Genomic DNA, 14,755 nt, shown 5'->3' on the forward strand with positions numbered 1-14,755 from the left:
ACGCAGTATATTCATTGAATTAAGATAAGAAATATTAATTTATTTATTAAAAATATTCTTATATTTGATATGAAAAATGAATAAAAATAGGAAGGATATAGTAATTACTGACTTAAATTATCAATAACTTGAATTGCTTGCTCGCAAGCTATGTTTCTTGTGGGCGAAGTTGATTCATCAAAAGCATTTTTAATGGTAGCTATTTGTTCTACTGCCGGACGAGGCAAAATTAAATGCCCATTAGAAAGTGCATGATCAACCTCATTTAGCTTTTGAGCTAATTGCTGGCAACTACCATTATTCTCTTTTGACTTATAGACAACCATAAGTGTATCGCGTTTTGCTTCTACCGTAGAAATAGTTTCGCTCATTTTTGATGATGAATTTTCAATGACTTCACGGCCTTCATTCCAAAGTTCAGCTGTTGTTTCTTTAAAGACAGACACCATTAAAATGGCAATAAAAATAGCCAACATGATTGTCAGTGATAAAAGCCCCCCTGCAATAATGAGTATCTGTTTCATCTTTAACTCCACATATTAGTTATCTCTGTTTTTAATATATATAGTTTAAATAATTCAGGTTCAATCTGGATTACGATTCTTTTTATTTTTTACATTTTATTACTGAGGTATACAGTTCTAATTATTCTTATTTTATTTTTATAAAAAATAAGCACCTAATTGTAGGTGCTTATAATCATATATAAATTTATCTTGATAAAAATCATTTCTTAGAGCAACACGCAATATAATTTAAATTATGGCGGTTTTCTCTAAAAAAACGAAACATGGATAGAAACCTTTCTCTATTTTGTTTGTTTTTCAACCCATTTTTAATTATTTTTGCGGTTCTAAGTAAACCTTCATCACGAATTAAACCTGTAGGTGACATTAGACTCATATTGCCTGATTTCATTTTTACTTCTGAAAACCCAATATTAGCAAACAAGTCATGCCACTCTTGCTTAAACATAGGAGCCACGTTCGATTTTACGACCCCAATTAAATTATCTTTATCTACATCATTATTTTTTTTCATAATATCATGTGTTAATAACAAACCACCGGGTTTTAAAACACGATAATATTCTTTTACTAATTTAGCTTTGGCTTTATCCGCATACATTGTCAACATCGCTTCATTTAAAACAATATCAAAGCTATTGTCGGGAAAAGGCAGAGATAAGGCATTGGCTTTTGTTAGCTGAATCAAATGTGATAACTGCGCATTTTCAACATTATGTTGTGCATTAGCTAATGCCTTTTCATCCATATCAATCGCAATAATGTGACAACCATATTTTTGTGCTATTTCAATTGACGTTGTCGCCATATTACAAGCAATCTCTAAAACATAACTTGAGGTTGTAAAATGCCCGTTATTAATTAACCAATCAGATGCCTCCACACCACCCGGTCTTAAGCGTGTTTTTCCTAAACTAGCTAAAAAAGTATGCCCTGCCTTTGATTGTTCTTGAGATATAGATTGTGTTGTTGTTTGAGTTTCCATATTGCCACCCATAAAGTTGCATTAATAATGCAACTTTATAATAAAAAACATTTGATGGGAATAGTTATCATTGCTTTTCTCGTTTTTTTATAAATAAAATCTTAAAGTGCACAATAAATAAATTCTTAAATGTAAGATAAAATTTATTGAAATAGAATGAGTTAAATAAACTACTCTGTAATTACGTCATTAAAAGTAAAGAATATTAAACTTTGGATAACAACATTGACCTTCCCCTAAGGGGAATCTTTAGAGTGATAACAATTTCACGATAAAGTAAAGGAAACTGTTATGAAAAAGATTTTACCTGCCACTATTATTTTAATGAGTGCTATTTCTTTTGGCGCAATGGCAAACAATACACATATGAATATGGATACATCACATAATAGCTCTCCAATGCAAAAAGAGCTCAATGAATCTATGAATAAAATGCATGCTGATATGGCAAAAGGAATGAACACAGATAATGCAGATGTTGCTTTTGCTGATGGTATGATTGCCCACCATTTAGGCGCTATCGATATGGCTAAAATTGAATTGAAATATGGTACAGATCCTGAAATGCGCAAGCTAGCTCAAGCCATTATTGATGCTCAAGGCCCTGAAATTGAACAAATGCAAAAATGGTTAGAAAAGAATAAAACTAATAAGTAATAGATTCCTATTGGCTATGATCTTTTAGATCATAGCCGGTTTTATTTTTAATATTCCCTGCCAAATTTCCTATTCAAGCTAAATCAAATAATTGTCTAATATTCATCTCATACATTATAATTTTACTATTGGAGTAATATTTTTCGCTTTACCCTGTATGGAGTCCACATGAATAATAGAGAAAACATGGCATTATTAACCCAAAAACTTGCCATGCAAATTGCAAAATGGACTCATAATACACATTATTTTGATAGCCAAATTCCAGGATTAGCATTAACGCACTGGACTTCCCCTACATCTATTACCAGTCATACACATAAGTCAGGTATATGCTTAATTGCTCAAGGTGAAAAAAGAGTGATTTTAGGGGAAGAAAGTTTTATTTATGATGCCAACCATTTTTTAATTTCTTCCATCGATCTTCCCGTTATGGCAAATATTATGAAAGCCAGTGAGGATAAACCTTTTTTAGGGCTTGTAATGGAATTAGATCTACAAGAAATATCTCAACTGATCGTCGATAGTGAATTAATATTTAATTTAAATTCAAGCGCTCAAAAAGGGATTGCAATTGGTGAATTATCAGAGCCTCTATTAAATGCATTTATTCGCTTACTCGATCTTCTTAATACCCCTGATAGTATTAAAATTCTTGCTCCAGGTATAAAACGTGAGATTTTTTATCGTTTGCTGCTAACAGAGCAAGGTGAGCGATTAAATCAAATCGTCACTGCGGGTAGTCATAGCCATCAAATATCAAAAGCCGTTGATTGGTTAAAAAATAATTTTGTAAAACCACTCAATATCAATGAATTAGCCTCATACACAGGAATGAGTAAATCTGCTTTTTATACTCATTTTCGGACAATGACATCAATGACACCACTCCAATTTCAGAAAAAACTTCGCCTCAACGAAGCTCGACGATTAATGTTAACTGAAAATTTAGGAGCAATAACAACAACATTTCGTGTTGGCTATGAAAGCCCTTCTCAATTCAGTCGTGAATATAGCCGATTATTTGGAGCACCTCCTGCAACTGATATTAAAATGCTCAAAGAATCTACTAATGTTTGAATACAATCACTTTTTATAAGCCCAATCGTTTTATCATTATTGTCTATTTATATTATTTATTATCATTTTTTTAGTTTTTTGGAAAAATAGGCAAGAGACTAAGAAGATCGGACATTCATATCTAAATGCGAAAACGATAGCATTTATATCACCCCAAAAAAGACCATATCTTTTGATGTTGAAAAATAAACTATACTTCAACGGGATAGCTATCAACTTAATATTGCAATAGGATATCAAAATGCAACTCGATTTCACTTACTACAATCCGACAACCATTCATTTTGGTAAGAACTCTCTTGCTAAATTAAATGATGAATTATCACATTATGGCGAAACCATCATGCTGATGTATGGCCGTAATGCTATCAAATCTAATGGCCTTTATGACGAGGTCATGGCAATACTAAAACATGCAGGAAAAAAAGTAGTTGAGTTATCTGGCGTTATGCCTAATCCAACCTATGCAAAAATGATGGAAGGCGCTCAATTAGTACGTGAACATAATGTCAGCTTGATTTTAGCTGTGGGTGGAGGTTCCGTTATTGATTGTGCCAAAGGCATCTCTGTTTCTGCTTATTGTGAAAATGAAGATCCTTTTCAAAAGTATTGGATTGAATATCAAGAAATTGAAAATAAAATTATTCCTGTCGCGTCAATTCTTACCATGGTAGGAACAGGCTCTGAAATGAATGGCGGTTCAGTCATTACGCATGAAGAAACAAAATATAAGATTGGCCGTGTTTTTCCAGCCAATGTATTTCCTAAATTTTCAATTTTAAATCCAGAATATACCTTTACAGTTTCTCAGTATCAGATGGTGAGTGGCGTATATGACACAATGTCCCATCTGATGGAACAATACTTTTCAGATCAAGGCGCAAATACAACCGATTATTTAATTGAAAGTTTATTAAAATCTTCTATTGATAATTTGCGTATCGCACTTAAAAACCCAACTGATTATGAAGCAAGAAGTAATCTGATGTGGAATGCAACTCTGGCATTAAACACTTTGACAGGGCTTTCAAAAACACAAGATTGGCAAGTTCATATGATTGAACATCAATTAGGCGCTTATACCGATTGTGCTCATGGAATGGGGCTTGCTGCAATTTCTCTGCCTTATTATCGTCTTATCTATAAATTCGGCATTGAAAAGTTTGTACGCTTTGCTACTCAAGTATGGGGAGTTTCTACTGAAGGTAAAAATCAAGATCAAATTGCACTTGAAGGTATTGATGCACTTGAACGCTTCACAAAAGAGTGCGGTATAGTAACTTCATTAGAAGCACTAGGTGCGACAAAAGAAATGCTACCAAGTATTGCTCAATCCACAACAATTATTGGTAAAGGTTATAAAAAGTTAACAACTAAAGATGTGCTTACTATCTTAGAGGACTGTTTTTAATACGATTTAAATACAAAAAAACGGACCTCATTGAGGTCCGCTTTTTTATATGGTGCCCAGGGCGGGACTTGAACCCGCACAGCCTTACAGCCGAGGGATTTTAAATCCCTTGTGTCTACCGATTTCACCACCTGGGCTAAATTGTATTTATCTGTTACAGATAATATTATTAATAAACAAGGTAACAAATAAATTTAAAGTACTTACTTCTAAAATCACTAACTTTAATCTTTTACTTTTCTTTCACTAACTTGTTGCTAGTGGAAGAAAAAACGGACCTAAGTTGAGGTCCGCGTTTTATATGGTGCCCAGGGCGGGACTTGAACCCGCACAGCCTTACAGCCGAGGGATTTTAAATCCCTTGTGTCTACCGATTTCACCACCTGGGCTAAATTCTGTGGTGCGTCCGTAAATTCTTATAATTAAGATAAATACTGGTATGGACGACTTAACTACTGCACAATGCCATTCACAATGGACTTTTCTTTTGCACCAAACTCTTTATCTAAAAGAGATGGTGCCCAGGGCGGGACTTGAACCCGCACAGCCTTACAGCCGAGGGATTTTAAATCCCTTGTGTCTACCGATTTCACCACCTGGGCATTAATGGAGGCGCGTCCCGGAATCGAACCGAGGTACACGGATTTGCAATCCGCTGCATGACCACTCTGCCAACGCGCCTCAACTGCTCAATCTCATAAGAGATTGGAGCGGGAAACGAGACTCGAACTCGCGACCCCAACCTTGGCAAGGTTGTGCTCTACCAACTGAGCTATTCCCGCTTTACCGAACTTGCTGATTTACTTATTTATTTCTGTAAACCGTTGTGCCTTTCGATGCGTTGCATTCTACTGATTTCCTGAATCTAGTCAACACTATATTTGCATCTTTTTGACTGTTCGGTGAATTTTCAGTCATTTCGATCAAGCTTCACGCAAATCTGACCATGCCGCGCTCAAATATTGAAACATTGACCAGAAAGTCAACACGGTTGCGATATACAATAATGCAAATCCAAACCATTCAGCTTCAACCGTAGGACGCCATAATAACACAACTAACGATCCCATTTGTGCGGTTGTCTTCACTTTTCCAATCCAAGAAACAGCAACACTGTTGCGTTTCCCTAATTCTGCCATCCACTCTCTTAATGAAGAGATAATTATTTCACGAGCGATCATGGTTGCTGCTGGTAAAGTTATCCACCACTCATGATAATACTCTGTAATTAAAACAAGTGCTGTTGCAACCATTACTTTATCTGCCACTGGGTCAAGAAAAGCCCCAAAGCGAGTAGTTTGTTTCAATCTACGTGCTAAAAACCCATCAAACCAATCAGTTGCAGCGGCTACCATAAAAATAATAGCACATACTAATGGAGCATCTTTGAATGGTAAATAGAACACCAAAACAAAGAATGGGATTAAAGCGACACGAAATAGAGTTAGCCAAGTTGGGATATTTAGTTGCATAGCGTTCTACACGACCTAGAAAAGTGAGAGTTATTAATATGGTGCATCAATACACTTAGTGTTTCAACGCATTAAATATTTTTTCTGCTAATGCTGTCGAAATTGTGGGGACTTTCGCAATTTCTTCTACACTTGCATCTCGTAAAGCTTGTAGCCCTCCCATATATTTCAATAACATTTGACGACGTTTAGGCCCCACACCTTCAATAGACTCTAATGAGCTAGTATTTTTCACTTTCGCTCTACGTTGACGATGCCCAGTTATTGCATGGCGATGCGATTCATCACGTATATGTTGAATCAAATGCAATGCAGGTGAATCAGAAGGTAATGCCATTCCTTCACCTTCGGGGACAAAAAACAAGGTTTCAAGCCCTGCTTTACGATCACTCCCTTTTGCAACGCCAATTAATTTAGGGTGTGACTTATCCCAATCAACATCCAGAGAAGCAAATACTTCTATTGCTTGTGCTAATTGCCCTTTACCACCATCAATAAAGATAATATCAGGAACTTTATTTTCTTCTAATGATTTACCATAACGTCGAGTGAGTACTTGATTCATCGCCGCATAATCATCACCAGGAGTAATACCACTAATATTATAACGTCTATATTCCGATTTTAATGGGCCATTCATATCAAATACTACACATGAAGCCACAGTTTGTTCCCCCATGGTGTGACTAATATCAAAACATTCCATTCGTTTTATCTCTTTCATATCAAGAAGAGACATCAATGAGGCATAGCGTTGTGAAATTGTCGATTGTTCGACTTGTTTTGAGGCCAATGCTGTTGCTGCATTTGTTCTAGCTAATTTCAAGTAACGCGCTCTATCACCACGAGGTTTAGTTTGAATTTGAATTTTTCGCCCTGCAATGGATGAGATAGATTCAGAAAGGATCGCTTTATCTTCCAAATTAAAATCGAGCAGAATTTCAGTCGGTAATGTTCTAATAGCACTTCCTTGTAAATAAAATTGACCAATAAAAGTTTGAACAACCTCATCAAGTGAAGTATTTGCTGGAATTTTAGGAAAATAACTTCGGCTTCCCAACACTTTACCTTGTCGGAAAAAGAGAACATGCACGCAAGCAATCGCGCCATTAAAAGCAACACTAATCACATCAAGATCATCACCAATATTGGCAACAAATTGTTTTTCCGTCACTTGTCTTACAGCTTGAATCTGATCACGAATACGTGCGGCTTCTTCAAAGCGTAAATCTTGGCTTGCTTCTTCCATTCGCGCCACAAGGCCTTCAATCACTTGTGTATCATCACCAGAAAGAAAAAGCCGTACATAATTAACTTGTTGAGCGTATTCTTCATCTGAAACATAACCTTTCACACAAGGTGCCAGGCAGCGACCAATTTGATACTGTAAACAAGGCCTTGAACGATTGCGATACACACTGTCTTCACATTGACGAATAGGAAATAATTTTTGCATCAATGCCAAGGTTTCTCTTACTGCAAAAGAGTTAGGAAAAGGCCCAAAATATTCCCCTTTTGCATGCTTTGCACCACGGTAGCTAGCAAGTCTTGGGTGTTTATCTCCACTTAAATAAATATAAGGATAAGATTTATCATCTCGTAATAACACATTATAACGAGGTTGATAGCGCTGAATGTAACTATGCTCTAACAACAATGCTTCTGTTTCTGTATGTGTAATAGTCACATCAATATTTGCAATACACTTAACCAATGCCTCGGTTTTACGGCTATTTACTTGCACACGAAAATAACTCGAAAGCCTTTTTTTCAGATCTTTGGCTTTACCGACATAAATTACAGTATCTGTTGCGTCGTACATTCGATAAACACCTGGTTTATCAGTGACTCGGCTTAAGAATGCTTTGGCGTCAAATTTGTCTTCCACTTTGTAAATGACTCTCTATCTCAATTAACCCATAACGTATTGCTATATGAGTTAATTCTACATCACCTGAGATTTTAAGTTTACTAAACATTCGATAACGGTAACTATTTACTGTTTTTGTATTGAGATTTAGCTCATCTGCGATTTGTGTGATTTTTTTTCCTCTAATTATCATAGACATCACTTGCAATTCTCTTTCAGATAAATGATGTAATGGATTCAAATCTTTTTGTAATTTAGCCAATGCTATATCCATAGCAAGCTCTTGGCTTAAATAACGCTGGCCAATGCACACTTGCCGAATGGCTTGAAGAATATTTTCACACGAGGCATCTATGACCACAAAACCTTCAATTCCTAATTGAAGAAGCGGTATAGATAAAATGGAATCAGTATTAGGTGAAATAACAATAATTTTAATTGATAAGAATGAACGTTTAATCCTTTTTATTGAATCAATTAATGAAACTGAAGGAGATGAGTAGATAATAATAAGGTTAATAGAAAACTGACGACAATAGCGGAATGCTTCTGTTTCATCAGTCATAATATTTCTAATATTGATTTTTTTGATTTGACTAAGAAGTGTTTTTATTCCCAAACTAAATAACTCAACCTGACTTATTATTATTGTATTTATCAATAATTTTTCCTTTTCAGTTAACATGTTAAAAAATCTGTATTTATTTAAATATCTAATTATCATATTGCATTGCTCATTAACATTCTAGCTTTTTCCCAACCATATCTTATTTTTATTAAATCAATCTATTAACTGTTCAGATATAAATAAAGGCTCATATAAATGAGCCTTTATTACAATCAAAAATGTAAATGTATACAATTAATAAATAATACCAATATTATTTATTAAACATATCCATAATATCTTTTTCTGTAAGCATCGGTGTTTTTTCTATAAAGTTATAATAATGAGGTTTATTATCTATATAAATTTGTAGAGTAAGCTTGCTTTCTTTGGTTTCAGAAAACAATCCTGCTGATACATAATAAATATTGGCTTCTTTCAAATGATAAAAAAGATGAGAACCGCAGTGCTTACAAAATGCCCTCTCACCCCATAATGATGAATCATAGAGTGTGATATTTTCTTCACCTTCGATACTCAAATCTGACTGACAATCAATTGAAAACCCAGGACCACCATTCCAACGTAAACACATACTGCAATGGCAAGCGCTGAGATCAGAAATATCTCGTGTGGTTGACAATTTAACACCACCACACAAACATTGGCCTTGATGCATCGATACTCTCCTCTTCTTTTTAAATCATGCATAAATTTTTTAAGATTATATGCATGATTTAATTTCTCAAATAAGTATTTTTAAGCGTGAATATTTCCTACATTTTTGTCTTCTGACTTTGCTTTTTAGGCGGTAATGGTGAGAAATAACCGATTAACAAAATCAATATAGCAACACCAATAAAGGCCAATGCTCTAAGTAATCCACTACTTAGCGATGTATCAATTAAGAAGAGCTTAGCGATGACAACTGCTAATAACCCACCACCAATAAACCAACTTGAACGTGATTTTTTGCGTGTTGCCATTATCATTGTCACTAATGCAGTAATTGCCCAAATAATGGCTAATACTGTTTGGATCACTTTAGAGTTAATGATCTCATACATTGTCCAGTCAATATCAGTAGTAAAGACTAATCCTCTTAATAAAACTCCGTTAGCCCACCAGAAAATTATCGCAGGAATAATATAATTGTATAATGGGAAGTTATTTTGTAATAACTGTTGATATTTAGGAGACTGTTTCATTACTGAAATAAATTTATAGCCAACCCATATCCCCACAATTCCCATGAGATCCATCAGATTAAAGAGTGGTATAAATTTAATACCACTTTCAGTGCCATTATTCATATTTGCAAAAATTAAAGAAAGAGCGAGTAAAGCTAAAACAGGTACTGTTATTACTAAATAAGTATTTAGATATACTTTAATCCAATTAACTCTCATAACAAGTATAGTGCTTATTGCTATATATAAACTAATGGAAAAAATAACACTGGCAAAATGCAGGCTTATATAAAGATAAGTGGTATCTATTAGCCAAATTATTTCAGTGAATAAGAACAAACCAATAAAAACAAGATGCATAACATGAATTAATGCTTTATTTAACCTTTGTGTAGGCAATAACGTATTAACCTTAAGTAAATAGAAGCCACTCACAAATATTGCTATCCATACAATGGCACTTAACCAATTGTCAATTAATGACCCAGCAAGGAAAATATACACTAACAGAATAAGCGCTGACATTGGCCACAACAAAACAGAGCAACTCGCTAATTCAGAAAATTGTGTTTTTTTACCTACGAAATACATTCCCCAGCAACTAATAAGAATAAAAGCAAAAGTGATGGATTTCACACTTGGAGAGAACCAATATTCGCCATACTCTTGTAAAGTGAATACGCAATATCCCCAACTCACCGCAGCAATAAATAGTGTTACATATCCAATAGTACGGTTATCAATATTAATAAATTTAGCTCGATACCACAGTATCGCCACTGCAAATACAACAATCATTTGTGTTATAAACATTAGCCAATCGCTTAACGAAATAACACGCATGTTAAATAACAGAACAAAGGAAACTGCAACTAAAATAGTCCCGGCAATAGCTGGTTTCTTTTGTTGCTGTAAAACAGAAAACGCAAGGATCATAACTCCTTCAATTGCCCATACCATAGATGTCCATTCAGCAGAGAAAGCAAATGGTACAGCTAAAGTAGCAAATGTGGCTGATAGCATAAAGAAAGCAATAGCCAGTAATTTACCCTCTTCGCGATAGCGTTTAAGGACAAACCAACTCAACGCAAAATAGGCTAATCCATAAAGAGATGAAGCAATAGCAACGCCGTATTCCCATTCTGACGCTAATCGGTGTTGGAAAATAAAACCAATCAACGGTGTACCAAATAATAATGTGGCATCAAAAGGAATATTGAGCCTCAGCTTATTTTTTAATGTTGAAAGTTCCGTTGCAACACCAAAAATCAACCAATTTGCAATTAAAAATAGCTGGCAAGGTAAATAATCGGCATGAGTGTAATTTGGTATTGCCCATATAAAACCAATACCAAAAGTAAAAGCAAAACCAATAAGATTTAATAAACGCCAAACTTGCCAATGGCTAATAATAAGAATGCCTATGGAAAGAATAAGATAATAGCTAAACAATGCAATATAATTGCCACTGCCCGTAGACAATAAAACAGGTGCTAAATAACCGCCTAATGAAGCTAATACAGCTAAACTAATTGCTCGATGAAGAACCGCTAAAATAACACTGACTATACAAATAAACACCAGAATGGCTAATGCGATGCCAATAGGAATAAAATCATAAATTTTAGTAGCTGCAAAAATAGTGATATACAGCCCACCTATTCCGCCTCCTTGCAAAATAAGTGCATACATCAGATTTTTCTTTCTAAGCCACCAGCCGAGGCCTAATAAGACCAAACATCCTGTTCCAGCCATCATTAAACGTGTTGATGCTGAGACAAGTTCATTCTCAATACTGTATTTAAGTAAATAAGATAGACCAAAAAAGAGTAATAACATCCCTATTTTAGCTAACGGATTTCCTGTTACTACCCAATTCCAAATAAGTCCCAAAATTGATTTTTGTTGACGTTTTGGTCGAGGATTTAAAGCAGGTCTATATTGTGATGCGGGTCTGGCTTGAGCTGTTGTACCTATATTATCTGTTTGAGATCCAGATTGATTGGCTCTCGCTACATTCACAATATTCTCTGTAAGTGGAGTTGGTGAAATTTCAGTTGGTGTGTTTTTAGGCTCGTTCTGATAATGATGAGCAAAACGGCTCGTTGAAATTTTAGGTTGGTAAGGTTTTTGCTCCTGCTTAGAGAAGGTTGACTTATTGGAGTGTGGATTTTCTACATTAAGTTCCTTGCTAATAGAAGTATCTGCGATCGAAGGTTGTTCTTTAGGAGAAACTTTATCGAATGTTGTTTCTCTTGATACCTGTGCTTGTTGATAAACAGGTGGCTCTTTATTTTCAACCTTATTTTGTATCTCTTCTGTTTTGTTAATGAATGAGCTTGTTTTAGGCTGATAACTTGATGAAGTTGATTTTGGCTCTCCTTTTATTTCACGCGATAAATCGCCTATTTCATTTTTATTATCATCAAGATCTGCACTCTCATTTGCAGAGCTATTTTTATTTAATAACTTAAGTAATTTAGCTTGTTGTTCAGTAAGCTTTTCTTCAAGTTGCTTAATTCGATACAACAATGAGTTAGTATTTGTATAGGAATGATATTGCCAATACAAAGATACCACGACAAATATCGTAACGATGAGTGTCAGAAAATCATCCATCAACCTAATCCTTTTGCATAATACACCGTATATTTTTAATCTCTTAACCTTAGTTATACTTTAATTTTCACAGATTTATCTTAGTTTATTCCTAAATAATCAATTTCAAGAACTTTTGATTTAAACCTAGCACACAATTTCAAAAAAAAGGTATGATCTATCAACTCCTTTAATCTTCCATTTGTATTAAAAAACACACTCATAATATGAAATTAAATGACGAACTAACTAACGCAATTGCTTCTGTAACAGAAGCTGCGGCCATTGCAGCCATGCCTTGGATCGGAAAACAAAATAAAAATGCAGCGGATGATGCTGCCGTAAGTGCCATGAGAGCACGTTTAAATAGCTTAAATATCAATGGTGAAATCGTTATTGGTGAAGGCGAAATAGATGAAGCACCAATGCTTTATATTGGTGAACAAGTCGGTAATGGCAAAGGTGAAAAAATAGAAATTGCTGTTGACCCTATTGATGGTACTCGCATGGTCGCTACGGGCGAAAACAATTCTCTTGCTATTTTAGCTGCGGGTTTTAAAGGCAGTTTTCTACAAGCTCCTGATATGTACATGGAAAAATTAATTGTCGGTAAACAAGCTGCAGGTGTCATTGATCTGAACCACTGCCTAGAATATAACCTTGATGCTATTGCACAAACATTAAATAAATCAGTTGAGCAACTCACACTGGCTATTTTAGACAAGCCTCGCCACCACGATATTATTAACGACCTTCGTTCCAAAGGGATTAATGTCATTACACTACCTGATGGTGATGTTCTTGCTTCTTTATATGCCACAATGCCAAATAATAGTATTGATGTTATGTACGGTATTGGCGGAGCTCCAGAAGGTGTTATTAGTGCAGCAATAGCTAAAGCGCTTGGTGGTGATATGCAAGCTCGTCTGATTACACGTGATACCGCAAAAGGAAATACTGCAGAAAATAGAGAACTTGCTGTCAGTGAAATTGCTCGCTGTCATAAAATGGGAACTGATGTGAACATCAAATTATCACTAGATACATTAGTTCGTAATCAAGATGTGATGTTTGCAGCAACCGCTATTACGGCTGGAGATCTTTTATCTGGTGTTAAGCAACAATCCCAATATCTACAGACACATTCTTTAGTGATTAATGGTTCAACTCATTCACTACGTTATATTGAAAATTACCATTTACGTTAATTTTTCTGTTTGTCTTCTGCTCCTTGAGACATAAAAAAGCGGCACTCGATTAAGGTGCCGCTAAATATTTCAAGGGGTATGTTTATTGTTATTTATTTGAACTCAGATTTAAGCCAATAAATTTGCTGGATTATCAACGCATAACTTTTTAATAATAGAGTTATCGATACCACGTTGAGCTAATAATGAAAGGAATACATTCGGAACAAATCCCCAGCCATTTCCCCCATTTTTTGCCCACATTTGTTTTAAAAACACATCATGGCTTAATACAATTTGGCTACCATAACCTCTTTCAATTAAGGTTGCGACAGCTTCAACAGTATCCATAACACTTGGCGCAGCGCCCTCTTTAGGGAAAGAGATATCAAGGCCAATCATATCAAACTCAAGCCAAACACCGCGATCTAGCATTTTGCATTGATAATCAATATCTTTACCCGAGGGATCAGAGTGTGCCAATGAAATTTTAGCCGGGTTACAGCCCATTTCAGATAACAGAATATCTAAAACTTCATCACCACGACGTTGCCAGCCTGGCATATGAATATTCATAGAAACATGAGGATTATTATTTTGAGCAATTGCTGCTGCACGTAAGCTATTTTTTTCACCGTTAGTAAAGAAAGGAGAAACCCCAATTTCACCAATCATTCCTGCACGAATATCTGTACCATCAATGCCGACATTTAATTCGTCATCAATAATTTTCACCATTGCTTCTATATCATCAGCAAGACGTTGACCTTCAAATTTTTCGATATAAAGTCCTGAGGATGCAACAATATTAATTCCTGTTATTTCTGCAACTTGTCTTAGCTTTCTAATATCACGACCAATGGATGAAGAACCCGTTGCATCAACAATTGTTCCGCCACCTAATTCTTTAAAATTATTTAATTCAAAAATAACATCATCAATTGGCTTTTCATCCATGTTATCGCAACAACAATAAGGATCGTATTTTAGTCCCCATTGAATATCTGCACTGACTTTTTTATCAACTAATACATGCGAGAACTCATAAAAAGGTTCATCAACAACACTAGAGAGATCATTAAATAGATGTTCATGAGGTAATGTCAGCCCCATATTTTCTTTTTTAACGGGGCCCATCACAGTTTGAATATAATCTTTCATCATGTTACTC

12 protein-coding genes and 5 tRNA genes are annotated in these 14,755 nt (G+C 35.1%); 4 read left to right on the forward strand and 13 right to left on the reverse strand.

Annotation, left to right across the window (positions count from 1 at the left end; all coding sequences use genetic code 11):
* Positions 1–104: 104 nt before the first annotated feature.
* Together LW139_RS12035 and LW139_RS12040 are read right to left on the reverse strand one after the other, a co-directional pair.
* A complete protein-coding gene (locus LW139_RS12035) occupies positions 105–524 on the reverse strand; it encodes a hypothetical protein (protein ID WP_247849998.1) in 420 nt (139 codons plus the stop codon).
* Positions 525–726: 202 nt separating this feature from the next.
* The gene (locus LW139_RS12040; RefSeq protein ID WP_166540522.1) at positions 727–1,512 is read right to left on the reverse strand and encodes a class I SAM-dependent methyltransferase; all 786 of its coding nucleotides are present in this window, start codon (positions 1,510–1,512) and stop codon (positions 727–729) included.
* Positions 1,513–1,803: 291 nt separating this feature from the next.
* Between LW139_RS12040 and copM the strand changes: the two genes are divergently transcribed.
* The 3 genes from copM to LW139_RS12055 all read left to right on the forward strand — a co-directional run bounded on the left by copM (position 1,804) and on the right by LW139_RS12055 (position 4,660).
* Positions 1,804–2,169 carry a CopM family metallochaperone gene (copM, locus tag LW139_RS12045; RefSeq protein WP_109407674.1) on the forward strand — a complete coding sequence of 122 codons (366 nt, stop codon included), beginning with the start codon at positions 1,804–1,806 and terminating at the stop codon, positions 2,167–2,169.
* Between the two features lie 168 nt (positions 2,170–2,337).
* The gene (locus LW139_RS12050) at positions 2,338–3,249 is read left to right on the forward strand and encodes an AraC family transcriptional regulator (RefSeq protein ID WP_109407675.1); all 912 of its coding nucleotides are present in this window, start codon (positions 2,338–2,340) and stop codon (positions 3,247–3,249) included.
* Between the two features lie 241 nt (positions 3,250–3,490).
* Positions 3,491–4,660, forward strand: coding sequence for an iron-containing alcohol dehydrogenase (locus LW139_RS12055; protein WP_166540524.1), 1,170 nt, complete (start codon positions 3,491–3,493; stop codon positions 4,658–4,660).
* Positions 4,661–4,710: 50 nt separating this feature from the next.
* Here LW139_RS12055 and LW139_RS12060 read toward each other — a convergent pair.
* The 10 genes from LW139_RS12060 to LW139_RS12105 all read right to left on the reverse strand — a co-directional run bounded on the left by LW139_RS12060 (position 4,711) and on the right by LW139_RS12105 (position 12,418).
* Positions 4,711–4,797, reverse strand: a tRNA-Leu gene (locus LW139_RS12060).
* A gap of 165 nt (positions 4,798–4,962) precedes the next feature.
* Positions 4,963–5,049 (reverse strand) — tRNA-Leu (locus tag LW139_RS12065).
* Positions 5,050–5,175: 126 nt separating this feature from the next.
* A tRNA-Leu gene (locus LW139_RS12070) sits at positions 5,176–5,262 on the reverse strand.
* Positions 5,263–5,267: 5 nt separating this feature from the next.
* Positions 5,268–5,341 (reverse strand) — tRNA-Cys (locus LW139_RS12075).
* A 25-nt stretch (positions 5,342–5,366) separates the two neighbouring features.
* Positions 5,367–5,442, reverse strand: a tRNA-Gly gene (locus LW139_RS12080).
* 141 nt (positions 5,443–5,583) lie between these two features.
* Positions 5,584–6,132: a CDP-diacylglycerol--glycerol-3-phosphate 3-phosphatidyltransferase gene (gene pgsA, locus LW139_RS12085; protein ID WP_109407677.1), complete on the reverse strand. Its 549-nt coding sequence runs from the start codon at positions 6,130–6,132 to the stop codon at positions 5,584–5,586.
* A gap of 55 nt (positions 6,133–6,187) precedes the next feature.
* On the reverse strand, positions 6,188–8,020 hold the full coding sequence (uvrC, locus tag LW139_RS12090) for an excinuclease ABC subunit UvrC (RefSeq protein WP_247849999.1): 1,833 nt from the start codon (positions 8,018–8,020) through the stop codon (positions 6,188–6,190).
* Positions 8,004–8,687: a LuxR C-terminal-related transcriptional regulator gene (locus LW139_RS12095; protein ID WP_227335440.1), complete on the reverse strand. Its 684-nt coding sequence runs from the start codon at positions 8,685–8,687 to the stop codon at positions 8,004–8,006. Before LW139_RS12095 ends, uvrC begins: the two co-directional genes overlap by 17 nt.
* Before the next feature lie 196 nt (positions 8,688–8,883).
* The gene (locus LW139_RS12100; protein WP_166540526.1) at positions 8,884–9,288 is read right to left on the reverse strand and encodes a GFA family protein; all 405 of its coding nucleotides are present in this window, start codon (positions 9,286–9,288) and stop codon (positions 8,884–8,886) included.
* Positions 9,289–9,385: 97 nt separating this feature from the next.
* Positions 9,386–12,418, reverse strand: a complete 3,033-nt coding sequence (locus tag LW139_RS12105) for a DUF2339 domain-containing protein (RefSeq protein ID WP_166540527.1) — start codon at positions 12,416–12,418, stop codon at positions 9,386–9,388.
* A 206-nt stretch (positions 12,419–12,624) separates the two neighbouring features.
* Here LW139_RS12105 and glpX point away from each other — a divergent pair, with 206 nt between their 5' ends.
* Positions 12,625–13,605, forward strand: coding sequence for a class II fructose-bisphosphatase (glpX, locus tag LW139_RS12110; protein ID WP_166540528.1), 981 nt, complete (start codon positions 12,625–12,627; stop codon positions 13,603–13,605).
* A 108-nt stretch (positions 13,606–13,713) separates the two neighbouring features.
* On the opposite strand, the gene LW139_RS12115 is transcribed toward glpX, so the two are convergent.
* Positions 13,714–14,745, reverse strand: a complete 1,032-nt coding sequence (locus LW139_RS12115; protein WP_166540529.1) for a phosphotriesterase family protein — start codon at positions 14,743–14,745, stop codon at positions 13,714–13,716.
* Positions 14,746–14,755 lie beyond the last annotated feature (10 nt).

The organism is Proteus vulgaris (assembly GCF_023100685.1).
In the GTDB taxonomy this organism is placed as follows: Bacteria; Pseudomonadota; Gammaproteobacteria; order Enterobacterales; family Enterobacteriaceae; genus Proteus.